Source organism: Micromonospora reichwaldensis (assembly GCF_031845925.1).
Classification (GTDB): Bacteria; Actinomycetota; Actinomycetes; order Mycobacteriales; family Micromonosporaceae; genus Micromonospora; species Micromonospora reichwaldensis.
In genome coordinates this window covers 19,447-44,195 of sequence record NZ_JAVRFL010000049.1, presented here as the reverse complement: position 1 = coordinate 44,195, position 24,749 = coordinate 19,447, and the positions used below count along the sequence as shown (strand labels likewise).

Annotated in this window: 23 protein-coding genes, 2 tRNA genes and 1 other RNA gene; 15 read left to right on the top strand and 11 right to left on the bottom strand. The window is 73.5% G+C overall.

The window, feature by feature from the left end; all coding sequences use genetic code 11:
• Window positions 1–49 precede the first annotated feature (49 nt).
• The 3 genes from RM555_RS28410 to RM555_RS28400 all read right to left on the bottom strand — a co-directional run bounded on the left by RM555_RS28410 (window position 50) and on the right by RM555_RS28400 (window position 2,944).
• Window positions 50–1,714 (bottom strand): ABC transporter substrate-binding protein, encoded by a 1,665-nt coding sequence (locus RM555_RS28410; RefSeq protein WP_151453560.1) that lies wholly within the window; start codon window positions 1,712–1,714, stop codon window positions 50–52.
• A gap of 320 nt (window positions 1,715–2,034) precedes the next feature.
• Window positions 2,035–2,628, bottom strand: coding sequence for a recombination mediator RecR (gene recR / locus RM555_RS28405; protein ID WP_089003014.1), 594 nt, complete (start codon window positions 2,626–2,628; stop codon window positions 2,035–2,037).
• A 7-nt stretch (window positions 2,629–2,635) separates the two neighbouring features.
• Window positions 2,636–2,944, bottom strand: coding sequence for a YbaB/EbfC family nucleoid-associated protein (locus RM555_RS28400; protein ID WP_311414598.1), 309 nt, complete (start codon window positions 2,942–2,944; stop codon window positions 2,636–2,638).
• 159 nt (window positions 2,945–3,103) lie between these two features.
• On the opposite strand from RM555_RS28400, the gene RM555_RS28395 reads away from it, so the two are divergent.
• Window positions 3,104–4,177 carry a DUF2332 domain-containing protein gene (locus RM555_RS28395; RefSeq protein ID WP_311414596.1) on the top strand — a complete coding sequence of 358 codons (1,074 nt, stop codon included), beginning with the start codon at window positions 3,104–3,106 and terminating at the stop codon, window positions 4,175–4,177.
• Between the two features lie 126 nt (window positions 4,178–4,303).
• Here the strand turns inward: RM555_RS28395 and RM555_RS28390 are convergent, their stop codons facing one another.
• Both RM555_RS28390 and ffs read right to left on the bottom strand, forming a co-directional pair.
• A complete protein-coding gene (locus RM555_RS28390; RefSeq protein ID WP_311414595.1) occupies window positions 4,304–7,174 on the bottom strand; it encodes a DNA polymerase III subunit gamma and tau in 2,871 nt (956 codons plus the stop codon).
• A gap of 107 nt (window positions 7,175–7,281) precedes the next feature.
• Window positions 7,282–7,371: signal recognition particle sRNA small type (gene ffs / locus RM555_RS28385), an RNA gene on the bottom strand.
• A gap of 82 nt (window positions 7,372–7,453) precedes the next feature.
• Between ffs and RM555_RS28380 the strand changes: the two genes are divergently transcribed.
• From RM555_RS28380 to RM555_RS28350, 7 genes are all read left to right on the top strand, one after another.
• Window positions 7,454–7,538 (top strand) — tRNA-Ser (locus RM555_RS28380).
• A gap of 180 nt (window positions 7,539–7,718) precedes the next feature.
• Entirely contained in the window at window positions 7,719–7,919 is a 201-nt protein-coding gene (locus RM555_RS28375) for a hypothetical protein (protein ID WP_311414594.1), read from the top strand.
• Window positions 7,916–8,347, top strand: a complete 432-nt coding sequence (locus RM555_RS28370; RefSeq protein ID WP_311414593.1) for a hypothetical protein — start codon at window positions 7,916–7,918, stop codon at window positions 8,345–8,347. The genes RM555_RS28375 and RM555_RS28370 overlap by 4 nt, the downstream gene beginning before the upstream one ends.
• 157 nt (window positions 8,348–8,504) lie before the next feature.
• On the top strand, window positions 8,505–9,305 hold the full coding sequence (locus tag RM555_RS28365; protein ID WP_311414592.1) for a sulfite exporter TauE/SafE family protein: 801 nt from the start codon (window positions 8,505–8,507) through the stop codon (window positions 9,303–9,305).
• Between the two features lie 343 nt (window positions 9,306–9,648).
• Window positions 9,649–10,263 carry a hypothetical protein gene (locus RM555_RS28360; RefSeq protein ID WP_311414591.1) on the top strand — a complete coding sequence of 205 codons (615 nt, stop codon included), beginning with the start codon at window positions 9,649–9,651 and terminating at the stop codon, window positions 10,261–10,263.
• Complete coding sequence (locus RM555_RS28355; protein ID WP_311414590.1) at window positions 10,260–10,790, top strand: polysaccharide deacetylase family protein; 531 nt, start codon at window positions 10,260–10,262, stop codon at window positions 10,788–10,790. Before RM555_RS28360 ends, RM555_RS28355 begins: the two co-directional genes overlap by 4 nt.
• Window positions 10,791–10,929: 139 nt before the next feature.
• Window positions 10,930–11,481, top strand: coding sequence for a DUF5872 domain-containing protein (locus tag RM555_RS28350; protein ID WP_311414589.1), 552 nt, complete (start codon window positions 10,930–10,932; stop codon window positions 11,479–11,481).
• A 204-nt stretch (window positions 11,482–11,685) separates the two neighbouring features.
• Here the strand turns inward: RM555_RS28350 and RM555_RS28345 are convergent.
• Window positions 11,686–11,772: transfer RNA gene (locus tag RM555_RS28345), tRNA-Ser, on the bottom strand.
• A 75-nt stretch (window positions 11,773–11,847) separates the two neighbouring features.
• Between RM555_RS28345 and deoD the strand changes: the two genes are divergently transcribed.
• From deoD to RM555_RS28330, 3 genes are all read left to right on the top strand, one after another.
• A complete protein-coding gene (gene deoD / locus RM555_RS28340) occupies window positions 11,848–12,555 on the top strand; it encodes a purine-nucleoside phosphorylase (RefSeq protein ID WP_311414588.1) in 708 nt (235 codons plus the stop codon).
• 123 nt (window positions 12,556–12,678) lie between these two features.
• A complete protein-coding gene (locus tag RM555_RS28335; RefSeq protein ID WP_311414587.1) occupies window positions 12,679–13,317 on the top strand; it encodes a TetR/AcrR family transcriptional regulator in 639 nt (212 codons plus the stop codon).
• A complete protein-coding gene (locus tag RM555_RS28330) occupies window positions 13,314–13,781 on the top strand; it encodes an acyl-CoA thioesterase (protein WP_311414586.1) in 468 nt (155 codons plus the stop codon). The genes RM555_RS28335 and RM555_RS28330 overlap by 4 nt, the downstream gene beginning before the upstream one ends.
• 96 nt (window positions 13,782–13,877) lie before the next feature.
• On the opposite strand, the gene RM555_RS28325 is transcribed toward RM555_RS28330, so the two are convergent.
• From RM555_RS28325 to RM555_RS28310, 4 genes are all read right to left on the bottom strand, one after another.
• Window positions 13,878–14,330, bottom strand: coding sequence for a nucleoside deaminase (locus RM555_RS28325; protein ID WP_311414597.1), 453 nt, complete (start codon window positions 14,328–14,330; stop codon window positions 13,878–13,880).
• 184 nt (window positions 14,331–14,514) lie between these two features.
• Window positions 14,515–15,042, bottom strand: coding sequence for a tRNA adenosine deaminase-associated protein (locus RM555_RS28320; protein WP_311414585.1), 528 nt, complete (start codon window positions 15,040–15,042; stop codon window positions 14,515–14,517).
• A 122-nt stretch (window positions 15,043–15,164) separates the two neighbouring features.
• A complete protein-coding gene (locus tag RM555_RS28315) occupies window positions 15,165–15,332 on the bottom strand; it encodes a hypothetical protein (RefSeq protein ID WP_165947875.1) in 168 nt (55 codons plus the stop codon).
• Window positions 15,333–15,474: 142 nt separating this feature from the next.
• Window positions 15,475–15,867 carry a hypothetical protein gene (locus RM555_RS28310; RefSeq protein WP_311414584.1) on the bottom strand — a complete coding sequence of 131 codons (393 nt, stop codon included), beginning with the start codon at window positions 15,865–15,867 and terminating at the stop codon, window positions 15,475–15,477.
• A 60-nt stretch (window positions 15,868–15,927) separates the two neighbouring features.
• Between RM555_RS28310 and RM555_RS28305 the strand changes: the two genes are divergently transcribed.
• The 3 genes from RM555_RS28305 (at window position 15,928) to RM555_RS28295 (ending at window position 20,959) form a co-directional block, all read left to right on the top strand.
• Entirely contained in the window at window positions 15,928–16,707 is a 780-nt protein-coding gene (locus tag RM555_RS28305) for a M23 family metallopeptidase (protein ID WP_311414583.1), read from the top strand.
• Window positions 16,708–16,879: 172 nt separating this feature from the next.
• Window positions 16,880–19,804: a glycosyl hydrolase gene (locus RM555_RS28300; RefSeq protein WP_311414582.1), complete on the top strand. Its 2,925-nt coding sequence runs from the start codon at window positions 16,880–16,882 to the stop codon at window positions 19,802–19,804.
• Window positions 19,805–19,888: 84 nt separating this feature from the next.
• A complete protein-coding gene (locus tag RM555_RS28295; protein ID WP_311414581.1) occupies window positions 19,889–20,959 on the top strand; it encodes a PHP domain-containing protein in 1,071 nt (356 codons plus the stop codon).
• 742 nt (window positions 20,960–21,701) lie between these two features.
• Here the strand turns inward: RM555_RS28295 and RM555_RS28290 are convergent.
• Window positions 21,702–22,793 carry a DMT family transporter gene (locus RM555_RS28290; RefSeq protein ID WP_311414580.1) on the bottom strand — a complete coding sequence of 364 codons (1,092 nt, stop codon included), beginning with the start codon at window positions 22,791–22,793 and terminating at the stop codon, window positions 21,702–21,704.
• Window positions 22,794–23,047: 254 nt separating this feature from the next.
• On the opposite strand from RM555_RS28290, the gene RM555_RS28285 reads away from it, so the two are divergent.
• Complete coding sequence (locus RM555_RS28285; protein WP_311414579.1) at window positions 23,048–24,718, top strand: DUF885 domain-containing protein; 1,671 nt, start codon at window positions 23,048–23,050, stop codon at window positions 24,716–24,718.
• The last annotated feature ends 31 nt before the right edge of the window (window positions 24,719–24,749 follow it).

Sequence of the window (24,749 nt, the reverse complement as noted above, 5' to 3'; positions counted from 1 at the left end):
CCCCCCCCCCCCCCCCCCCCCCCCCCCCCCCACGACTCGGAGCGTCAGATCAGGACTTGAACTCGGCGGTGGAGAACCGCTCGTCGGTGAGCGGGCTCGCCTTGACCCCGGTCACGTCCTTGCCGAACACGATCGCCGGCGGCGAGTGCGACACCGGGACGCCGGGCAGGAAGTCCATGATGGCCTTGTTCAGGGCCTTGTACTTCTCGGTCCGGGCCGCCACGTCGGCGGTGCTGTCCGCGTCCTTGAACTGGTCGAACAGGGCCTTGTTGGTGAAGCCCCACTCGGCCTTCGTCCGGTCGAACATGGTGCCGATGAAGTTGTAGCCGTCGCCGTAGTCACCGGTCCAGCCGAGGAAGTGCAGGTCGTGCTTGTTGCCCGAGGTGGTGGCGTTCAGGTAGTCCGGGCTCCACTTGAGCGGGATGGCCTGGACGTTGATGCCGACCGCCTTGAGGTCCGCCGAGAGCAGCTCGAAGATGTCCTTCGGGTTCGGCATGTACGGCCGGGTGACCTCGGTCGGGTAGTGGAACCGCAGGGTCAGGTTCGTCGCGCCGGCCTCGGCCAGCAGCGCCTTCGCCTTCGCCGGGTCGTAGTTGTACTTGGTGACGTCGCCGTTCCAACCCTCGACGGTGTCCGGCATGAAGTTGTCGGCGACCTTGGCGCCCGGGGGCAGCTTCGAGTCGACGAGAGCCTGCCGGTTCAGCGCGTGCGCGATGGCCTGGCGGACCTTCACGTCGGCGAGCTTCGGGTTCCCCTTCTGGTTCATGGCCAGGTAGAGGATGTTGAACGCCGGGCGGGTCAGGACGTTGAAGCCCTCACCCTTCAGCGGCTCGACGTCGGCCGGGCCGACCAGGTCGTAGCCCTGGATGTCGCCGGAGCGCAGCGCCTGCTTGCGCGCGTTCTCGTCCGAGATCGTCTTGTAGATGAGGGTCTTCAGCTTCGCCTTGGTGCCGGCGTAGTCCTCGTTGCGCTCGATGGTGAGCGTCTTGTTGGCGACGTCCCAGGACTTGAACTTGAACGGGCCGGTGCCGGTCGGGTGCGCCGTGGCGTAGGCCGGGTACTTGATGTCCTCGGCGGTGCCGCCCACGTTGCTGGCGTCGTACTTCTCCAGCGCGGTCGGGCTGTGCATCGAGAACGAGGGCAGCATCAGCGCGGCCGGGATCTTGCTGGAGACCCGGGTGAAGGCCAGGTCGACGGTCGTGGCGTCCTTGGCGGTGCAGGACTTGAAGAGGCTCGGCGGCAGGTCCGCGCTCTCGTTCTTGGCGAAGCCGCCCATGACGTCCTGCCAGTACGGGGTCACGTCCGGGCTCTGCATGAGGCCCTTGGCGTTGTACCAGCGGTCGAAGTTCTTGCAGACCGCCTCGGCGTTGAATTCGGTGCCGTCGTGGAACTTCACGCCGGAGCGCAGCTTGAAGGTCCACGTGGTGCCGGCGGCGTCCGGGGTCCAGGTCTCGGCCAGACCGGGGGTGACCTTGGTGCCACCCTCCTCCGGACGGACCAGCGTCTCGAAGACCTGACGCGCCACGCGCAGCGACTCACCGTCGCTGGCGAAGCTCGGGTCGAGCACCTTCGGATCTCCGGCTACGCCGAAGACGAGGGTGTCCTTCTTGCTACCGCCGGAACTGTCATCGCGGTTGCTCTCGGCGCAGCCTGCTACCGCGAGGGCCGCGACCGCGACGGCCGCGAGGGCGACCTTCGGCCTGGATGCACGCATGGGTGCTTCACCTCGTCCTTGGGGTTACGGACAATCGTGGTGACAGGGGTCACCGATCGCCGTGACCTTAGCCGCCGTTCGGACCGGCGGGAAACCGTCGCGGAACCGGTTGGTACCGGATCGTGTCTTAACCGATGCGCACCGCCTCGGAGGCTGTTCCGGACCGCCAACAAAGGGGCACTATGTCCGGGTTGGCCGATGCCGATTTGTTACATCGATCGTCGCCCGCATCGCTGTGATGTCAGACCCCACAGTGGATCCGACAGTGCCCGTACGGCGATGGTCGGCACCCGATTCGGGTGCCGACCATCGCGGAAACGTCAGACGGCGCGCCGGCCCTCGAAGGCACGGCCGAGCGTGATCTCGTCGGCGTACTCCAGGTCGCCGCCGACCGGCAGGCCGCTCGCCAACCGGGTCACCGAGATGCCCATCGGCTTGACCATCAACGCCAGGTACGTCGCGGTCGCCTCGCCCTCGGTGTTCGGGTCCGTGGCCAGGATCAGCTCCCGCACGGTGCCGTCGCTGAGCCGGGCCATCAGCTCGCGGATGCGCAGATTGTCCGGCCCGATCCCCTCCAGCGGATTGATCGCCCCGCCGAGCACGTGGTAGCGGCCCCGGAACTCGCCGGTCCGCTCGATCGCGACCACGTCCTTCGGCTCCTCGACCACGCAGAGCACCTCGTCCGTGCGGCGCGGGTCGCGGCAGATCCGGCACCGGTCGGACTCGGCCACGTTGTAGCAACTGGTGCAGAACCGCACCAGTTCCTTGACCTTGCGCAACGCCCCGGCCAGCCGGTTGACGTCGGCCGGGTCGGCGGACAGGACGTGGAAGGCGATCCGCTGTGCGCTCTTCGGGCCCACGCCCGGCAGCCGCCCCAGCTCGTCGATCAGGTCCTGGATGGCGCCCTCGTACATCTGCCGCTCAGAAACCGGGCAGGCCGAGGCCGCCCATGCCGCCGGTGACCGGGCCCATCTTCTTCTCGGTCAGCTCCCGCGCCGCCTCGGCGGCGTTGTGCATGGCCGCGACGACGAGGTCCTCCAGGGTCTCCACGTCCTCCGGGTCCACCGCCTTCGGGTCGATCCTGATCGACTTCAGCTCGCCGCTGCCGGCGACGGTCGCGGTGACCAGGCCCCCGCCGGCGGTGCCGGTCAGCTCCGCCTCGGCAAGCTCGGCCTGCGCCTTGGCGATCTGCTGCTGCATCTTCTGCGCCTGCTTCAGCATCTGCTGCATGTTCGGCTGTCCACCTGGGCGCACGGATGGCTCCTTCTCGCACTCGTCTGCTCGGCCGCCGCTCAGCCTATCGGCTGTGAGCAGCCTCGCCCCGCCCGGTGCTTCCCTCGCGCCGGGTCCGGGCGCACGATCACAGAACCGACCGGACGGAGGTGGCGGATGTCCCGGGAACAGGCCGCGGCGGCCATGGAACGACAGGCCCGCGCCTGCGCCGACATGGACGCCGCCCTCTACGCCCACCTGCTGGCGCGCGCCGCCGGGGACGTGCGGGCCGGCGGCCCGTGCGCCACCGTCATCAAGGGGTACGAGGACAGCGACGCCGACGCCCTCGTGTCGCTACGCCTGCTCGGCGGGGTGCACGCCCTGGTGCTGTCCGGCCGGGCGCCCGAGCTGGCCCGGTTCTACCCCAGCGCGGGCGGGGCGTACCGGGCGACGGACGCCCCCGCCTGCTGGAACGCGTTCCGGGCGGTCGTCGAGGCCGAGCACGACACGCTGCGCGGCTGGCTGCGCCGACCGCCCCAGACCAACGAGGTCGGCCGGGCCAACCTGCTGCTGGCCGGCCTGCTGCACGCCGTCCACGAGGTGGGTGGGCTGCCGGTGCGCCTCGTCGAGCTGGGCGCGAGCGCCGGACTGAACCTGCGCGCCGACCGGTTCCGCGTCGAGGCCGCCGGCTTCGCCTGGGGACCGGCCGACTCCCCGGTACGCCTGCCGGACGCCTGGCGGGGCGGGGCGCCCGACTGGCTGCGGGAAGCCGCCGGGGCGCACCCCGAGCTGACCGTGGTGGAGCGGCTCGGCTGCGACGTCAGCCCGCTCGACCCGGGCGACTCCGACGGCGCGCTCGCGCTGCGGGCGTACCTCTGGCCGGAGCACACCGCGCGCGCGGCCCGGCTGGCCGGCGCGCTGGAGCTGGCCGGGCGACTGCCGGCCCGGGTCGTCGCGGCGGGGGCGGCGGACTTCCTCGCCGGGATCACCCCGCGCCCCGGCACGCTGACCGTGGTGTGGCACTCGGTGATGCGCCAGTACGTCCCGGCCGAGGAGTGGGCGCGGGTCACCGCCGAGCTGGACCGGCTGGCCGCCGCCGGCGGCACCGACGCGCCGGTCGCCCATGTCTCCTTCGAGCCGGACCCGCGGGAGGCCCGCAACGACTTCCAGCTCCGCGCCCGGCTCGGCACCGGGCCGGAACGCCTGCTGGCCGAGGCACACCCCCACGGCCTCCCGGCCTGGCCCGCCTGACCCCACCGCGTCCGCCGCGTCCGCCGCGTCCGCGTCATCGCCAGAGATCTTGGTACCGGAGCGCCCTCAGAGGGGCCGATTCCTGCCAAGATCTGCCGCGGGTTGCCTCGGCGTTGCCGGCGAGGGCTATCGGGCGTCGACCTCGTCGATCTTCTCTGCGCCGAACGCCTCGCGGAGCAGTCGTACCGCCTGTTCCTCGCTGGACTCCCGCGCGGTCTGCTCGTCGATGACCTCGTCCAGCGGCTCGTCACCCGGGTCGAAGCCCTCGAAGTTCGGGGCCGCCGGCCGGGCACCGCCGGGGCGCCCCCCGCCGCCGCGCACCGGACCGTCGAAGTCCGGGTCGTACGGCGGCTCGCCGGCCCAGTCGGCGTCCGCGGTCTTCCGGACCGGCTGGCCGGTACGCGGACCGCGTCCCGCCGCAGCCGCCCGCGCCGCCGCGATCGCGCTGCTCACCGGAGGGCTGGCGGGCGCGGCCTGCTGCGGCGCACCCGAGGGCCCAGCCGGCTTCGGTACGGCGGGCGCGGCGGGCGCCGACGCCGGGGCGGCGCTCGCCGGCCGGGTGGTCGCCGCTGCACCGGGAAGGCCGGTCGTCTCCGGGGCAGCGGCTGCCGTACCGCTGCTCGACGTGACGGCCGACGCGCCACCCGGCCGAGCCGGTTCCGGCCAGTCGTCGCCACCCCCCGCCGCGCCACCCGGGCGGGCGGGCTCGGGCCAGTCGTCGCCGCCTCCGGCCGCGCCACCCGGGCGGGCCGGCTCGGGCCAGTCCTCGGCGACGTCGGCAGCGGCGGGAGCACCGCCGCTCCCCGACGCACCAGCGCCGGAGTCAGGCCGGGTCGCCCCGCCCTGGCCGCCCGCAGCGCCACCCGCGCCGCTCACGCCACCAGGCCCGCCGGCCGCACCACTGAGGCCATTCGGGCCGGCCGGGCCACTCGCGCCGGCTAGGCCGCTCGGACCGCTCGCGCCGGTCAGGCCATTCGGGCCGCCTGGGGCGGCCAGGCCACTCGCACTGCCTGGGCCGGTCAGGCCACTCGGGCCGCCCGGACCGGTCGGGCCACCGGAAACGCCGCCGCCCACACCGCCGGACGCACCGCCGCCGGACGCGCCACCACCGGACGGGCCGCCACCGGACGGGCCGGCGCCGGTCCGGTCCTGGTGGGCGGGGGCGGCCGACGGCGGGGATGCCGGGCGGGCCGCACCGGCGGAACGGGACGAGCCACCGAGTGACGTGCCACCCCGCTCGCCGGCCACCTCGCAGCGGATCTGCCAGCGGCCACCGAACTCCTCGTAGAGCACGTCGGCCAGTACCGACGTGTGGTTGCCCATCATCTGCGCGAGCACCGGCGACTTGACGGTCAGCACCAGGGTGTCGCCATCCACGTCACGGACCACCGCGTCGCGCATCAGCGCGGCGGCCGGCTTCTTGATCCGGTTGACCTTCGCGACGATGTCCGGCCAGACCCGGCGCACCGCGACGGCGTCCAGGGGACCCGCCGCAGCCGCGCCGGGGCGGGGCGGGGCGGGGGTGGCCGGGTCGGGCAGCACCGCCGAGGGGGGCACCTGACGGCGGGCGGAAGCATCAGCGGGCGGCCCACTGGCGGGCACGCCCACCGGCTCCGTGGCGGCCGGGGCTGCCTGCGCCGTACGGGAGCCGGTGGCAGCCAGAGCCGCCGCGCGGGCAGCCGCAGCGCCGGACTGGGCGCCGGCAGCCGCCGGCGGGCCGGCGGGCGACGGGTCGGGCGCGGCGGCAGCCGCGGTCGGGGCGGGAGCTTCGAGGCGTACGGGAGGAGGGGCGGCGACCGGCGCGGGGCCGGCGGCGACCGGCGGCGCGTCGGTTCCGGCGAGGGTGAGCCGCCGCTCCATGCGTTCGAGGCGCTGGAGCAGGCCGCCGGTGCTGTCGTCGGCGCCGGGCAGCAGCATCCGGGCGCAGATCAGCTCCAGCAGCAGCCGGGGCGCGGTCGTGCCGCGCATCTCCACCAGGCCGTTGTGCACGATGTCGGCGCAGCGGGACAGCGTGGCCGGGCCGAGCCGCTGGGCCTGGGCGGCCATCCGCTCGATCTGGTCGGCCGGGCCGTCGATGAGGCCCTTGGCGGCGGCGTCCGGCACCTGCTGGAGCACGATGAGATCGCGCAGCCGCTCCAGCAGGTCGGAGGCGAACCGACGCGCGTCGTGCCCGGCCTCGGCGACCCGGTCGACGGTCGCGTACGCCGTCGCGCCGTCCCCCGCCGCCAGCGCGTCGCACATCTCGTCGATGAGGGCGGCGTCGGTCACGCCGAGCAGGGCGGCGGCCCGGGAGTAGGTGACGCCCTCCGGCCCGGCCCCGGCGATGAGCTGGTCGAGCACGGAGAGGCTGTCCCGGGCGCTGCCGCCGCCGGCGCGCACCACCAGCGGGAAGACCGCCGGCTCGACGGCGACGTTCTCGGCCTCGCAGAGCTGCTCCAGGTAGGGCCGGAGCACCTTCGGCGGGATCAGCCGGAACGGGTAGTGGTGGGTCCGCGACTTGATCGTGCCGAGGACCTTCTCCGGCTCGGTGGTCGCGAAGATGAACTTGACGTACTCCGGCGGCTCCTCGACCAGCTTGAGCAGGGCGTTGAAGCCGGCCGACGAGACCATGTGGGCCTCGTCGATGACATAGATCTTGAAGCGGCTCTTGGCCGGCGCGAAGATCGCCTTCTCGCGCAGTTCGCGGGCGTCGTCGACGCCGCCGTGGCTGGCCGCGTCGATCTCCAGTACGTCGATCGAGCCGCCGTCGGTGGCCAACTCGCGGCAGGAGTCGCACTGCCCGCACGGCTCCGGGGTCGGACCCTGCTCGCAGTTCAGCGAGCGGGCCAGGATCCGGGCGCTGGAGGTCTTGCCGCAGCCGCGTGGGCCGGAGAAGAGGTAGGCGTGGTTGAGCCGCCCGCTGCGCAGCGCCTGCGACAGCGGCTCGGTGACGTGCTCCTGCCCGATGACCTCGGCGAAGGTACGCGGCCGGTACTTGCGGTAGAGCGCCAGTGCCACTCGTCCCGCCTCCTCTCGACCGAGCCATTCTGCGCCGGTCGGGCGCGGGTGACCACCCACCACCCCGTGACCTGACCCGCAGGGACGTTACCGGGACCCGGAGACAAAAAGGCCTCCCGTGCACCCGGCAGAGCCCGCTTATCCTTGCTGCCTTCCGGCCCTGGGGAGGTTCACGAGATACCGCCGCACGGGAGGTACCGCCAACCCTACCCGACGCCGCGTCGATCTTCAGGGGGTGGTGGGGTGGCCCACCCGCCGGGGACCTGTATCCTCGTCTGCGGAGGATTCGCCTAGAGGCCTAGGGCGCACGCTTGGAAAGCGTGTTGGGTTAACACCCTCACGAGTTCGAATCTCGTATCCTCCGCTCGCTGAGCAGCACGTACGCGAGGGCCGACCCCATCGGGGGACGGCCCTCGTACCGTTTCTGCCGCCTGCCACAGCGACCCCCTGGTTACGCTCCTCCGACCTGTGTCGATGCCTCGTCGACGATCGGTCGGTGGCGGTCGCGCCTCTCGACAGGTGACGCCGGAAGGGGCGGTGCGCTTTGGGCAAGATCCCGCGCTGGCTGCTCTGGACGCAACTGGTCGCGATGTCCGGCGTCCTCCTCTCCCAGGTGGGGTCCGGGGTCGACCGACCGTTGGAGATCGTCGCCGGCTGCGGGGCGGCCGGAATGGCGCTGTACTGCGTCGCCGCGCTGATCATCGGCCGCACCAGCGGCAACGCCGAGGAAACCGATGCCGGGTGAGCGAGCGGGCGACCGACCCGAAGTTCGACGAATGCGACTGCCCGGAGAAGGTCGACGCGGCCCTGGCGCGTACGGAGCCCGGGGCCGGGCCGGCGCTTCTCCGGCTGGTGCTGGACGAGTTCCACCCGCCCGCCGTCGTCCTTCCCCGGATCAAGCGGGGGCTCCGGTCGCGGGACGCGCAGACCAGGGCGAACGCGTTGCAGTCGCTGGGTCACTTCGGGCGCCTGCACCGCGACGTCGACGTCGAGTCGCTGGCGCTGCTCCGGGGCGCGCTGCGCGACCGCACCCCGCTCGGCGGCTGCCAGCTACGCGGCTACGCCGACGACGCGGCGGACGACGTCGGCTCGTTCGTGCCCCGGCACCGCCTGCCCCGCTGGCTGCGCCGCCGCCACGCCGGGCCCTGGCGACCGCGCCGGCTGCGAAGGTAACGCCGCCGACGAAGCTACTGGTCACGGCGTGATCCCTGCCGCACGTCGATCAGGAGACACCGCCCACGTCCTACGCTGACAGCCGCATCCGACAGCGAGACAACCGGGCGGCGGCGACCTGCGGGCGTCGACCGGCCCGGGGAGAGCGCGGACACAGGTGAACGCAACGCTGAACGTCGTCGACGGGCTGGCCGTGCTGGCCGCCGGGATCGCGGCGGGAGCCATCAACGCGGTGGTGGGCTCGGGCACGCTGGTGACCTTCCCGGTCCTGCTCTCCCTCGGCTATCCGCCCGTCGTGGCGAACGTGTCCAACACCGTCGGGCTGGTGCCGGGGTCGTTCACCGCGGCGTACGCCTATCGGCAGGAACTGGCCGGGCACGGCCGGCTGCTGGCCCGCCTGGGTCTCGCCGCCGTACTCGGCGGGATCACGGGCGGCGTACTGCTGCTGCTTTTGCCGCCCGGTGCGTTCCGGGCCATCGTGCCGGCGCTGATCGTCCTGGCGTTGGTGCTCGTGGTGGTGCAGCCGCGACTGGCGCGGGCGTTGGCCCAACGACGGCCGGTCGCGGACGACGCGGGCGCGTCGTCGGCGGGCGGTCAGGCGGTACGGCGGGCGGGGCCGCTGCTGCTGCTCGGCGTCTTCGGCACGGGGGTGTACGGCGGCTACTTCGGCGCCGCCCAGGGAGTGTTGCTGCTGGGGCTGCTCGGCGTGCTGCTCTCGGCCGACCTGCGCTGGGTCAACGGGGTGAAGAACGTGCTCGCCGGCCTCGTGAACGGGGTCGCGGCGGTCCTCTTCGTCGTCGTGGGGAACGTGGCGTGGCAGCCGGCGTTGCTGATCGCGGCGGGTTCCGTGGCGGGCGGCCTGATCGGCGGCCGGTGGGGACGCCGGCTCCCGCCGGTGGCGTTGCGCGCCATCATCGTGGTCGTCGGGCTCGCCGCCCTGGTCAACCTGCTGCGCTGACCCCCGCCGGCTGACCAGTCCGCGCGCAGGGGCGGGCCGAGGTGCGAAGCGGCCGGCGAGTGGAACACCACGGGTGTCTCCCGGCGTGGGATGCACCCGTGGTGTTCCACTCGACCTCGCCCGCCCGCTGGGAGCGGCCCCGCCCGCGGAAGGTGGCGCGGACGCCTGCCCGGTCGGCTCCGCCCTTCTGGCGACGGCCGCAGGACGCCTGGGGAGGGGCCGGCAGCGCGGCGTCGCGGGGCGGTGCCGGAAGGGGACGATTGGGTACGGTGCGGAGAACGGCGGAGGCGGGACTCGTCGTACACATGTTCCATCCACAGGCTGTGGACGGCGGAGGGCTCCCATGGGTTACCAGCTCAGCGCGGTCGTCGCGGACGCCGAGCTGCTCCGCGAGCACACCGCCGACCTGGACCACGCCGTCCTCGGCGAGTTGCGCCAGGACTTCGCGCTGCTGCCGGTCACCCCGCAACTGGTCGAGGAGCTGACCGGGGCGCCGCCCGACTACTCGACGGCGGAGCGGTCCCCGGAGGAGCCGTTCCACCTGGCGCTCCCGGCACCCCTCGCCGAGGTCCTCGCCCGCTGGTCACGGTCGGGCCCGGTGGCGTACCTGGAGGCGGAGTTCCTCGGCGGCGCCGGCTACCAGTCGGCGCTGGTGTGGCTCGGTGGCCAGGTGAGCTGGGGGCCGGGGTTCGACCGCCTCTTCGACGGGCCGCGCCCGGAGTGGCCGCTCAACGCGGCGCTCGCCCGGCTCGGAGCGGAGCCCGGCGCGTGGATCGACCCGTTCGCCGAGCTGGGCCTGCACGTCGAGCGGAGCACCGCCGGCTGGCTGGCGCACGGGCGCCGTCGGCTGAGCGCCGACTACTGGGACGAACTGGCCGAGGAATGGGAAAACCGGCAATCTGCGGGCGGGCAGCAACCTGAACGGCCCGGTCCCGTTGGGGACTGGGGGATTCCATGAAATTGCGACAATTTGGCTTTATCGCAGCGCTGACGACGGCTGCCTGGGTCTCGGGCAGCGGCGTGCACCCACCGCTGCGCGAGTGGGACGGCCGGCCCGTCGGGGCCGTCGAGGTGGTCGACCTCAACGGCCTGCGCGACGTCGAGTTCGGCGACACCGAGGACGAGCTGACCCGGCGGGGCATCCTGCGCTCTGACGTCGACGCCTGCGGCCCGGCGCTGGCCGGGTACGACACGACCAGTCCCATCTTCGTCGACGACCGGCTGGTGCTGCTCTGGCTCGGCGAGGCGACGCGCACCCCGCAGGGGGTCACCGCCGGCATGCCGGTCGACGAGGTCCGCACCCGCTACCCGTTCCTGCGGGAGTTGGACGCTCCACAGGGGACGTACCGGCTCGACGGGCTGCTCGCCCGGCAGGGCGACCGGGCGTACCTCTTCCTGCACGACGGGCGGGCGGTGAAGAAGATCATCGCCGGGTACGCCGACTGGGCCCAGCGCCTCTTCGACGAGGGCCACAGCCCCTGCTGAGCGCAGGCGCCCTCTCCAACTCGACACCGCCCGCGACAGGTGGCCGCGCCACGCCCCGGCCACCGCCCGCACCGGGCTCGGCCCGCCGGCGTGCACCTGGCGGAAGCATGAGCCCCGGCGTGCCGGGTAACCGCCGGGCATGGCGCGGTACACGAAGCCCGAACTCAGGGAGCAGGTCAAGGAAGAGATCAAGGCCTCCGACAAGGGCGGCCGGCCGGGGCAGTGGTCGGCACGCAAGTCGCAGCTGGTCACCCAGGAGTACAAGAAGCGCGGCGGGGGCTTCGTCGGCCCGAAGGACGAGCGGCAGAAGTCCCTTCAGCGCTGGGGCGGCGAGCACTGGCAGACCAAGGAGGGCGACACCCGGGCGCGGCACGGCGACGAGACGAGCCGCTACCTGCCCGAACAGGCCTGGAAGGAGCTCTCCGAGAAGGAGAAGCGGGCGACCGACGCCAAGAAGCGGAAGGAATCCAAGAGCGGCAAGCAGTACGTCGCCAACACCGGACCGGCCAAACGCGCCCGCCGCAACGCCACGTCGGCCGAGCAACTGGCGGAGCTGCCGGTCGCCGAGGCGACCAAGCTCGTCCGCGACCTCGACAAGGGCCAACTGAAGTCCGCCCTGCGCCGCGAACGCGACGGCAAGTCCCGCAAGACCCTCATCGACCGCCTGGAAAAGGAACTGACCCGCCGCTGACCGGCCCCTCCGCCCCGCCCCACCCATCTCGGCGTCGATCATGCACTCGTGGTGGGCAACAGCTACCCATACGCCCCTTTCGCGGGACACCACAACTGCATGATCGACGCAGGCAGGGGCGCGGGGGGGGGGCGCGTCGGGGGGGGGATGCGAGAACGCCCGGCCGATCCTCGTGGATCTGCCGGGCGTTTACGGTTTTACGAGCGGTGGCGGCGGGATTTGAACCCGCGGAGGGCGTAAACCCTCACACGCTTTCGAGGCGTGCTCCTTAGGCCACTCGGACACGCCACCGCCGAGAAGGGTACATGACCCCGGGTTCGGACGCCGAACCGGTACGCCCCGGGGCGGCCTGGCAGGATCCTTGCCATGAGTACGCACATCGGCGCGAAGCCGGGAGAGATCGCCGAGCGGGTCCTGATGCCGGGCGACCCGCTGCGGGCCAAGTGGATCGCGGAGACCTACCTCGAGGGCGCGCAGTGCTACTCGACGGTCCGGGGCATGCTGGGCTTCACCGGCCGCCACAACGGCGTCGAGGTCTCCGTCCAGGGCTCCGGCATGGGCATGCCCTCCGCTTCCATCTACGCCCACGAGCTGGTCAACGAGTACGGCGTGAAGAGCCTGATCCGGGTCGGCTCCTGCGGGGCCCTGACCGAGGACCTGCGGCTGCGCGACGTGATCGCCGCCATCGGCTCGTCCACCGACTCGAACATGAACCGGATGCGCTTCGACGGGCTGATCGACTACGCCCCGGTGGCCGACTTCGGGCTGCTGCGTACGTCGGTCGAGGTGGCCGAGCGGCGCGGCATCGCGATGCGGGTCGGGCCGATCCTGGCGGCGGACGCCTTCTACACCGACCGCCCGGACCTCTACGACAGCCTCGCCGACTACGGCGTGCTGGCGGTGGAGATGGAGTCGGCGGCGCTCTACACGATCGCCGCCCGGTTCAAGGCCCGAGCGCTGACGCTGCTGACGGTCAGCGACCACATCAAGACCGGCGAGAAGACCACCTCCGAGGAGCGTGAGCAGACCTTCAGCCAGATGGTCGAGATCGCCCTGGACACGATCATCGCCTGATCCTCGTCGGCCCTGACGCCGCCCGCCGTCCGTCCCCGGATGGCGGGCGGCGTCGCTGTGTCGTGACCACGGTCACGCCGAGAAACTATACGAACGGTCGTGCTTTTTCATTAGCCTCAGCCCATGACAGTCGACGGACGCGTCGCGCGGGGCGACCGGACCCGCACCGCCGCGCTGGACGCCGCCGTGGTCCTCGCCACCGAGGTCGGCCTGCACGGGCTCTCCCTCGCCCAGCTCGCCGACGCGCTCGGCGTCAGCAAGTCCGGCCTCTTCGCGCACTGGGGTTCCAAGGAGGCGCTCCAGCTCGCCACGGTCGACCGGGCGGTCGAGCAGCAGCGCGAACGGGTCATCGAGCCGGCCCTGCGCGCCCCCCGGGGCGTACGGCGGCTCTGGGCGCTGCACCAGGCCCGGATCGACTTCTTCGCCGCCCGGGTGCTCCCCGGCGGCTGCTTCTTCGCCAGCGCCGACTTCGAGTACAACGCGCGTCCCGGCCCGGTCCGGGACCGGCTCGCCGAGGTGTTCGGCCGCTGGACCGCGTTCCTCGAACAGCTCGTCCGCGAGGCGGTCGCCGTCGGCGAGCTGCCCGCCGACGTGGACGTCGCGCAGCTGGCGTACGAGATCGACGCGCTCGGGATCACCGCCGCGATGCGCTCCCGGCTGCTGGACCCCGACACCGCCTACCGGCACGCCCGCCAGGGCCTGCTGAACCGCCTGCGGGCACTGTGCCCCGATCCGACCCTGCTACCGGAAGGCATCTCATGAGCCACGCCATCGTCGACCAGCCCGCCGTCGAATTCGGTCACGTCGCGCACGTCGCGGTGCACTTCGACGACCTCGACGCGTTCGGCCTGCTGCACAACGCCCGGTACGCGGTGCTGCTCGAACGGGCCCTGACCGGGTACTGGGCGGACCACGGTGTCGCGTTCCAGGCCGGCCAGCAGAGCGCACCGGACGTGTTCCACGCCGTACGCGAGTTCACCATCACCTACCGGGCCCCGGTCACCGGGACCGGCCCCGTGGCGGTGCACTTCTGGCTCGACCAGTTCGGCACCAGCAGCGCCCGGTACGCCTACCGGTTCCACTCGGTCGACGGACGCATCGTGCACGCGGAGGGCCAGCGGTCGATCGTCCGGGTCGACCCGGCGACCCTGCGGCCCGCCCCCTGGACCGACACCGCCCGTGCGGTCGCCGCGACCCTGCTCCGGCCCGCCCCGGCCGGCGCCTGAGCCTCGGCACCCCGGCCCGCCCTGGCACGGGCGGCCCGCCCGAGGGGTTAGGAAGGGGCCCTTCCTATACCGCAGACGTTAAGAAGGTGCCCTTCCTTACACCCGGAAGAAGGCGCGCAGGATCGCGGCGCTCTCCGACTCCAGGATGCCGCCGTAGACCTCCGGCCGGTGGTTGAGCCGGCGGTCGCGCAGCACGTCCCACAGCGACCCGCCGGCCCCGGTCTTGGGCTCCCATGCGCCGAAGACCACGGTGGACACCCGGGCCAGCACCAGCGCGCCCGCGCACATCGTGCAGGGTTCCAGGGTGACGACCAGGGTGCAGCCGTCGAGCCGCCAGCGGCCGAGCCGTCCGGCGGCCCGGCGCAGCGCCAGCACCTCGGCGTGCGCGGTCGGGTCGCCGGTCAGCTCCCGCTCGTTGCGCCCGATCGCCAGTTCGGCGCCGTCCGGCCCGTAGAGCACGGCGCCGACCGGGATGTCGTCGGCGGCGTCGGGGCCGGTGTCTGCGGGGCTGTCGGGGCCGGTCACGGCGACCGCCAGGGCCCGCCGCATCCACAGCTCGTGCCGCTGCCGCCGGCCGGCGCCGTCCGGCTCGGCCAGCCCCTCGTGGGCGCCGGGCCCGACCCGGCCCGCCGCGCCCGGGGTCGGCTGACCGGGACGTACGGTGCCCAGCGCCGGATCGGTCGCGTCGGCCGGCTCGGCGCCGCCCGTACCGGCCCGGCCGGGCCCGGACGGCTCAGACCTCACGCAGTTCCTCGACCTCGTCGGCGCAGCCGAGCACCTGGCACACCTCGGCGGTGACGTCGGCCGGCATCATGCCCTCCTGCGCGCAGAGGTTGAGCAGCTTCTGCGCGGGGATGCCCAGGTCGGCCAGGAGGTCCGCCTCGCCGACCGGGTCGGCCTCGGGGTCGACGGCGGGCTGCTCGGTGTCGTCGTCGCCGCGGCCGGACGGGCGCGGTTCGTCGGTGTCGTCGAGCCCGGTCACCGAGGTCTTCAGGTCCCCGACCAGCAGGGCGCCCAGCCGGGACTCCTCCGCGTAGGCCGAGTCGGAGCCGAAGACCCGCAGGTCCTCCCCCTCGTCCAGGCGCATGACCACCAGGTACGTGTCGTCGGCCTCGACGAAGAGCAGCGACAGGTCGGCGTCGGAGTCGACGTCGCGTAGCCGGTCGGCGACGTCCTCGATGTCGGTGACCCCCCGCAGGTTCACCTCGGCGGCCGTCCAACCGCTGTCGTCACGTACGACGGCCGCAGCGAAGTACGACACGGTTCCCCCAAAAGAGCCTCGGCAGGCCGACCCGTTACGCGTGCACGTTAGCCGGTCGGGTCGGCAGGCGACCGGTCAACGCCCCGAAGGGCCGGTCAATCCTGGGGAAAGTCTGCCGGTCGTCAGCCGGCGACCCGGCGGCGGGTGGCGATCAGCTCCCGCAGGCGCTCACTGCGCACCCGCTGCGGCCGTACGCGCTGGCGTACCGCCCGGGCGCCCGCCAACTCGGCGAGGAGCTGCTGGCGACGGCGGCTGCGCTCGGGATCGAGCCGCGGAGTGGTCCAGGCCATAACGCCGAGGGTGCCGAGTTCGGGCGGCCACGTCAAGGCGGGATTCGCTGCGCAGCCGGCCCGCGACGCAGCGCAGCCACGGGCCCGCCGGAACGGGTGCCGCCGGCGGGTCGCGGCCCGGGCGGGACGGGCCGGACCGGGCTCACCAGAGCGGCCAGTCCCCGCTCGACACCCACCGCACCGTCACGATGGCGGCGGCGATGCTCCACCCGCCGGCGGTGACGATCGCGACCCCGGTGGCCACCCCCCGGTCGCCCGCGCGGACCAGCAGCAGCGCAGCCAGCCAGGCCAGGCCGCCGGCCAGCAACGTCCACCAGGCGTACCCGGGCACGCTGCGGCCGAGCAGGCCGAACAGGAGCAGCCAGACGGTCGCCACGGCGGCGCCGGACGCGACGCCCGCGCCGGTGACCGGGTGCGGTTCGCGGTAGGTGGGCTGGGACGGCGGCGCGGACGGGAAGAGCCCCGAGGGGACCCGTGGCGCCGGCCGGAACCCGGCGTCCGGCTCGGGCGGGAAGGCGTACCGTCCGGTCGTCATCGACCCCTCCCCTTCTGCCGCGCGCCTCCACCACCGTACCGACTCTGCGAGGATGACCGGATGCCCTCGCCGACGATCGGACGCCGCGCGCGTCCGGCGTACCCGCTCCTGCTGGTGCTGGTGCCGGTGCTGGCCGCCGGCTGCGCGACGACGCGGCCCGGGACGACGCCCGGCGCGCCCCGGCCGAGCCTGCCGGCGACGGCCGGGCAGCCCGCGCCGGCCGTCACCCCGACCGGCGCTCCCACCCCGACCGGCGCCGCCGTCCCGACCGGCCCGTCGACCGCGTCGACCGCGTCGACCGCGTCGACCCGCGCCGGGCTGCCGCACGTCTTTCCGGTACGCGCGGCGAACGTCGCCTACCACCCGACCCACTCGGCCTACCCGGGGACGGACATCTTCGCCGACTGCGGCGAACCGGTCGTGGCGGTGACCGACGGCGTCCTCCTCGAGGTCAGCCGGGTCGACCGGTTCGACAGGCGCGGGCCGCGGGGGCCGCACAACGGCGGGCTGTCGGTGTCGCTGCTCGGCGACGACGGGGTGCGCTACTACGGCTCGCACCTGCGCCGCGTCGCCGACGGCATCGACGCCGGGGTGCGGGTGCGCGCCGGGCAGCGGCTCGGCGAGGTGGGCCGGACCGGGAACGCCAACAACGTGTGCCACCTGCACTTCGGCATCTCCCCGCCGTGCACGGGCCGGGACGGCTGGTGGATCCGCCGGGGCGTGGTCTGGCCGGGGCCGTACCTGAACTCGTGGCGGCGCAAGGGCAACAAGGAGCCGGCCGCCGAGGTGGCCGCCTGGCACCGCCGGCACGGCTGCCCGAAGGCGCCGCCGACCGCCTGACGACCCGTTCCGGTTTGTCGTCATCAGCGCTTCATCCCTGGGAAACATTGACGGAAGTCTCGGCCCTGAGCTAGCGTCCCGCAGCAAGAGAGCGCTCTCTGAGACCACTTTCCACACAATTCGCTCGCAGAACGCGCCCGTCCCCGACCGGCGCTCCCTGACCGGAGGCACAGTGACACCTCCTGCGACACGCCGCACCTGGGCCGTGGCGGCCACCTCCGCCCTGGCCCTCGCCCTCGGCGGCCTCGCCGTCGTGACCACCACCCCCGCCCAGGCCGCCACCGTCGGCGCCGGCAGCTACACCACCGACCGCGTGGGCCCCCTGCCCACCGGCTGCGGAGACATGACCACCAACCCCCGGCAGTTCGCCACCGCCGACGCGCCCGCCGGGCCGATCCCCACCAACGACTGGTGGTCGTCGCTGCTGTGGAAGCGGACCAACTGCTCCTACAGCGAGCCGCTGCACGCACACCCGGTCTCCTACCAGCCGTCCGGCGACGGCCTCGGCCTCTCGGCCACCTCCACCCCCACGATCACCGGCACCGCGACCGGCGTCGGCGAGTTCAAGTACACGTACGCCGAGGACATCCGGGTCGGCATCGCGGGGCTGGGTGCCCCGGTCGTCAAGGTCGACGGCTGGACCGACTGGACGGTCACCCCGCACTGGACCGACGGCGCCCGGACCATGCGCGCCACCATCGGCCACGGCCTGCCGTTCGCGTACTTCCGCACCAGCGGCGGCGACGCCCTGGTCAACGCCACCGGCGGCAGCCCCACGGTCTGGTCGAACAGCGGCGCCACGATCGGCTTCACCGTCCGGGGGCACGACTACGTCGCGTACGCGCCCACCGGCGCCACCTGGTCCGTCAACGGTGGACGGATCACCTCCACCCTGGCCGGCAAGGGCTACTTCTCGGTCGCCCTGCTGCCCACCACGCCGGGCACCGACGCCGCGTCCCGCGCCGAACTGGCCACCACCTACGGGCGGTACGCCCACGCCCACGTCACCGGCACCCGGGTCTCGTACGCCTACGACCAGGCGACCAGCACCGTCAACACCACGTACGCCTTCACCACGACCGCCCGGGAGGGCACGGCGAACCGGACGGTCGTCAGCCTCTACCCGCACCAGTGGCGGTCGCTGACCGGCGCCACCCCGCTGGCGCTCACCTACCCGTCGGCGCGCGGCCGGATGAAGGTGCTCACCGGCGTCGACGCGTTCCGCACCTCGATGAAGTTCAACGGCGTACTGCCGGAGGTCCCCGCCGTCGCCACCGGCACCGGGGCGGACCTGACGACGCTGCGCAACCATCTCGCGGCCGTCCGGGGCAACCCGATGGACCAGCGCGGCAGTGACACCTACTGGACGGGCAAGGGCCTGGGCCGGGCCGCCCGGATCGCCGAGATCGCCGACCAGGTCGGGGACGCCGAGACGCGTACCGCCGCGCTGAACGCCATCCGGGGCACCCTCAACGACTGGCTCACCGCCACGCCCGGGGAGACCGAGGGCGTCTTCCACTACGACCGCAACTGGGGAACCCTGATCGGCTACCCGGCCTCCTACGGCTCCGACCAGGAACTCAACGACCACCACTTCCACTACGGCTACTACATCGCCGCCGCCGCCACCCTGGCCAAGTTCGACCCGGCCTGGGCCCGGCAGGACCAGTACGGCGGCATGATCGACCTGCTGATCCGGGACGCGAACAACTACGACCGCACCGACAACCGCTTCCCGTACCTGCGCGACTTCGACATCTACGCCGGGCACGACTGGGCGGCCGGGCACGGCTCGTTCAACGCCGGCAACAACCAGGAGTCCTCGTCCGAGGGGATGAACTTCGCCAACGCCCTCATCCAGTGGGGGCAGGCCACCGGCAACACCGCCGTACGCGACGCCGGCATCTTCATCCACACCACCCAGGCCGCGGCGATCCACGAGTACTGGTTCGACGTGACGAACGAGAACTACCCGGCGGCGTTCGGGCACTCCACGGTCGGCATGGTCTGGGGCGACGGCGGCGCGTACGCCACCTGGTTCAGCGCCGACCCGGAGATGATCCAGGGCATCAACATGCTCCCGGTCACGGGCGGGCACCTCTACCTCGGGCAGTACCCGGCGTCCAACCGCGCCAACTACCAGGAGCTGGTGCGCAACAACGGCGGCGAACCGACGGTGTGGCAGGACATCCTCTGGCAGTTCCTGGCGCTCGGCGACCCGGACGCGGCGCTCGCGAAGCTCCGCGCGAACCCCGGGTACACGCCGGAGGAGGGCGAGAGCCGGGCGCACACCTTCCACTGGATCCGCAACCTCGCGGCCCTCGGGACGGTGCACACCCCGGTCACGGCCAACCACCCGCTGGCGGCGGTGTTCCAGCGCAACGGCGCGCGCACCTACGTGGCGAGCAACATCACCGCCGCGCCGCTGACGGTCACGTTCTCCGACGGCACCCGGCTCGCCGTGCCCGCCGGGAAGACGGCCACCAGCGGGGCGTACACCTGGAGCGGCGGCACCGCGACCGGCGGGGTCAGCGGCACGACGCCGCCCACGACCACCCCGCCGACGACGCCCCCGCCCACCACGGCCCCGCCGACCACCCCGCCGCCCACCACCCCGCCGCCGTCGTCGGACTTCCCCACCCGGTACCTGCTGCCGGGTGGCGGGCTGGCCGCGGCCGGCAGCCCGGCGACCGTCACGGTGGCCGGTGCGGGCGGCGCGAACCGCGACGGCACGCCGACCAACCCGCAGGTGTTCACCGCCACGGGCCTGGATCTGGCGTACGGCGGCGGGCAGACCACGTTCGACCTGTTCCTCGACGCCGGCAACGCGGTCGGCAACGGGGTGCAGGTGCGGGTCTCCTACGACCTGACCGGCAACGGCAGCTGGGAGCGGGTGGAGACGTACCGCTACTTCGCCACCGACCCGGTTCCCGGGTACGAGCGCTACACCCAGCAGAGCGGCCTGCACTCCGCCACCGGCACCCTCGGCAACCTGTCGAACGGCACCGTGCGGGTGGAGGTCTGGTCGGCGATCGGGAACAACCCGACCACCCTCGGCATCGGCGACAGGTCGCTGGTGAAGCTGCCGCACTCCTGATTCCGTGGCCCTCCGCTGATTCCATGGCCCTCCGCGCCGTCGGTCGTCCCGCGACCGGCGGCGCGGAGGCGTATTTTCCATGGCATGAGCGCCCGGGACCCCATCGCCGACCTGCGCCGGATCGCCTTCCTCCTGGAGCGGGCGAACGAGGCGACCTACCGGGTCCGGGCGTTCCGCTCGGCGGCCACGGCCCTCGGCGCGCTGCCGGGGAGGGAACTGGCCGAGCGGGCCCGCACCGGCAAGCTCACCGAGCTGTCCGGGGTCGGCGACGTCACCGCCCGCTGCGTGGCCGAGTCGCTCGCCGGCGAGGAGCCGGTCTACCTGCGTCGACTGCTCGCCACCGAGGGCACGGACCTGGACGAGGCGGCCACCGCGTTGCGTACCGCGCTGCGCGGTGACTGCCACACCCACTCCGACTGGTCCGACGGCGGCTCACCCATCGAGGAGATGGCGCTCGCGGCGGTCGAGCTGGGCCACGAGTACGTGGTGCTGACCGACCACTCGCCCCGACTGAAGGTGGCCCGGGGCCTGACCGCCGACCGGCTGCGCAGGCAACTCGACCACGTGGCGAAGGTCAACGAGGCGCTGCCGGAGGGCTTCCGGATCCTGACCGGCATCGAGGTGGACATCCTCGCCGACGGGTCGCTCGACCAGGACGAGGAGCTGCTGGCCCGCCTCGACGTGGTGGTCGGCTCGGTGCACAGCGGCCTGAACGACGACCGGGCGAAGATGACCCGGCGGATGCTGACCGCCATCGCCAACCCGCACCTGGACATCCTCGGCCACTGCACCGGGCGGATGGTGTCGTCCCGGCCCCCCGGGGTGAAGGGGCCGGGCGACCGGGCGCACCGGCCGCGTACCCGGGCGGAGAGCGACTTCGACGCCGACGCCGTCTTCGCCGCCTGCGCCGAGCACGGGGTGGCCGTCGAGATCAACTCGCGGCCGGAGCGGCAGGACCCGCCGAAGCGGCTGATCCGCCGGGCGCTGGAGGCGGGCTGCGACTTCGCCGTCAACACCGACGCGCACGCCCCCGGGCAGCTCGACTGGCAGCGGTTCGGCTGCGAGCGCGCCGCCCTGTGCGGGGTGCCCGCCGACCGGGTGGTCAACACCTGGGACGCCGACCGGCTGGTCGGCTGGGCCCGCTCCGCCCGCTGAGGTCCTGGCTGCTCGACCGGGCTGCTCGACCTGGCGGGCCGGGCTCTCGCCGGCAACCCGCCGGCGACCAAGGGGATGGCACCACGGACGCTGTCGAGCTGCCCCGTCCATGAGACCGCATCACTCCGGTGGTCGCCGGGTGCGGCCATCACAAGCGGCCCGGCCGTCCCCGGCGGCCCGACCCCACACGGGCCTCGCCTTCACACGCGTCCCGGCCCTCACAAGCGACCCGGCCCTCACAGCGCCCCGGCCCCACACGCGCCCCAGCCCTCACAGGCGGCCCGGCCTTTCACACGCGCACCCGGCCGTCACACGAGCCCCGGCCCCACACGCGCCCCGGCCCCACGCGCGCCCCAGCCCCACGCGCGCGCCCCCGGCCGTCACTGACGGGCGGCGGAGCGGTGACCGCGCCCGGTCAGGTGCGAAGCGGCGGCGCGTGCGGCGACGGGCCGCGCCGCTTCTGAAGGTCGCCGGCCCACGGCATGTCCCGCCACGTTCACGGGTGGAACACCATGGCTGTCAAAGGCGGGCGTTGACACCCATGGTGTTCCACCCGTCCGCCGAGGCGCCGGGCGGCAGGCGGCGACGGGCGACGGGCGGCCGGGCGACGGCCGGGCGACGGGCGAAGGCCGGGCGACGGGCGGGCGACGGGCGGGCGACGGGCGGGCGGGCGACGGCCGGGCGACGAGCGACGGGCGGGCGACGGGCGGGCGACGGGCGGGCGGGCGACGGGCGGGATCGCTCAGCGGCGGGCAGCCGGCACGGACGGCGCGGCCTGCGCGGCGACGCCGGCCTGCGCGACGGCAGCGGCCTGCGCGGCGACGGCAGCGGCCTGCGCGACGGCTGCGGCGTCGGCCGTGGTCGACTCGATCACGCCGGCGGGCGCGGACGGCTCGGTGAGGCCAGCGGGCGCGGGCCGGCGGCGGCCGATCAGGCCCTGCGAGACGGCGACGCCGGACAGCACGATGAGCGCGCCCACCGGCTGGTGCCAGGTGAGCCGCTCGTCGAGGGCCAGGGCACCGATCAGCACCGCGAACACCGGCACCAGGTAGGTCACGGTGGAGGCGGTGCTCGCCCCGGCGACCCGGATGTTGCGCAGGTTGATGACGAAGGCGAGGCCGGTGCCGAGCGCACCGAGCGCGAGCACGCTGGCGAGCACCTCGGCCGAGAGACCGGCCGGGGCGGGCGGCGCTCCGGCAACCAACGGCGCGACGACCGCGAGCTGGGCGGTCGCGACCAGGAGCTGCGCCGCCGAGAGCGAGAGCCCGGAGTGCGCGCTGCCCGCGACGAACTTCTTCTGGTACGGGATGGCGACCCCGTAGCAGGCGGCCGCGCCCAGGCACATGAGCTGCCCGGTGAAGTGCGCCCCGCCCACCCCCTGCCAGACCCCGAGCACCACCAGCACCCCGGCGAAGCCCAGCGCCATCCCGACCGCCCGGCGCGTGGTGAGCCGCTCGGTGCGGAACACCAGTACGGCCAGCGGCAGCACGATGAGCGGGGTGGTGGCGTTCCAGATGCCCGCGAGCATCGACTCGACGCGCTGCTCGCCGTAGCCGAAGAGGGTGAACGGCACGGCGACGCCGAACGCGGCGGCCACGGTCAGGTGCGCCCACACCCGGGGCTCGGCGGGCAGGCGGTCGCGGAGCACGGCGAGCACCAGCAGCAGGGTCACCGCGCCGGCGGCGACCCGGTAGAGGGTGAGGTGCAGTGGATGCAGCTCCCCGATGCCGATCTTGATGAACAGGAAGCTGGAGCCCCAGATGGCGGCCAGCGCCAGGAACCCGGGCAGCCAGCTCCGCAGCGCCGCCCGGTCAGGAGTGGAATCCACTGTCACCCCTGACACTCTGCCGCAGCCGTACGACGAAGTCCCGCGACTTTCGGACGCCGTGTCGACCACCACAGGAACCGCCCGACGAGTTCTTCACCCTCGGCAGGTACGGCGTTACGACACCGTCGCCAGGGCGGTCGGCGGTGGTCGGCTCTCGGCCGACCTGCCGTTCCCGATCGACGTCGACCCTGCGGACCTGCTGCCCTGAACACGCAGAACGCGTTCGACAACTTGACGGTGCCCTCACGTAGGGTCGCAGCGTGGGACGAATCGATGACCTCGCGAACCGCTACGTGGCCGAGTGGGCGCCGCTGAGCCCGATCGGCGCCACCTACGTCGGCATCGCCGGCTACGACGACCAGCTCGACGACCTGTCGCCCGACGGGTACACGGCCCGCGCGGAGCTGATCCGGCGGACGCTGGCCGACCTGGAGGTGACCGAGCCGGAGTCGGAGGCGGAGCGGACCGCCAAGGATGCCATGCAGGAGCGGCTCGGCCTCGACCTCGCCCGCTACGACGCCGGCGAGGCGAGCAGCGAGGTCAACGTGATCTCCAGCGGCCTGCACGAGGTCCGCATGGTCTTCGACCTGATGCCGACCGAGGGCGACGACGCCAAGGCCCACGTGGCGGCCCGGCTCAACCGCTTCGCGAGCACCCTGGAGGGCTACAAGGCGACGCTGCGCGAGGCGGCCGCCGCCGGCCACGTCAGCGCCCGGGTCCAGCTCGTCGAGGTCGCCAAGCAGTGCGACATCTGGGTCGACCCGGACGGCGACAACTTCTTCCACGGGCTGGTCGAGCGGCTGGGCGCCGACGGCACCCTCGGCGCCGAGCTGCGTCGGGGCGCGGCGGCGGCCACCGCGGCGACGGCCGAGTTCGGCCAGTTCCTCCGCACCGAGCTGGCCCCGCTCGGTCGGGAGAAGCAGGCCGCGGGTCGCGAGCGCTACGAGCTGGCCTCGCAGTACTTCCTCGGCGCCAGGGTCGACCTCGACGAGACGTACGCCTGGGGGTTCGAGGAACTGGCCCGGTTGGAGGCCGACATGCGCGCGGTGGCCGGCCGGATCGTCGGCCCCGGCGCCACCATCGACGAGGCGGTCGAGGCGCTGGACGCCGACCCGGCCCGGACGATCCGGGGCAAGGAGGCGTTCCGGGACTGGATGCAGGCGCTCGCCGACAAGGCCATCGGCGACCTGCACGGCACCCACTTCGACATCCCGGAGCAGGTACGCCGCATCGAGTGCTGCCTCGCCCCGACCAGCGACGGCGCGATCTACTACACCGGCCCGAGCGAGGACTTCTCCCGCCCGGGGCGGATGTGGTGGGCGGTGCCGCAGGGCGTCACCGACTTCTCCACCTGGCGCGAGGTGACCACCGTCTTCCACGAGGGCGTGCCGGGTCACCACCTCCAGGTCGCCCAGACCGCCGTCCGGGCCGAGCTGCTCAACCGGTGGCAGCGGCTGCTCTGCTGGGTCTCCGGGCACGGCGAGGGCTGGGCGCTCTACGCGGAGCGGCTGATGGACGAGCTGGGTTACCTGGAGGACCCGGGCGACAAGCTCGGCATGCTCGACGGCCAGGCGTTCCGGGCCGCCCGGGTGATCGTCGACATCGGCATGCACCTGGAGTTGGAGATCCCGAAGGGCAACCCGTTCGGCTTCCACCCCGGCGAGCGCTGGACGCCGGAGCTGGGCTGGGAGTTCATGCGGGCGCACTGCCGGGTGCCGGAGGAGAACCTGCGTTTCGAGCTGAACCGCTACCTCGGCTGGCCGGGGCAGGCCCCCTCCTACAAGGTGGGCGAGCGGATCTGGATCCAGGCCCGTGACGAGGCGAAGGCCCGCAAGGGCGCCGACTTCGACCTGAAGGAGTTCCACCGGCAGGCGCTCGACCTCGGTTCGCTGGGGCTCGACCCGCTGCGCAAGGCGCTCGCCCGCCTCTGAGGTCGGCGGTGCGGGGCCGGCGGACACCGGC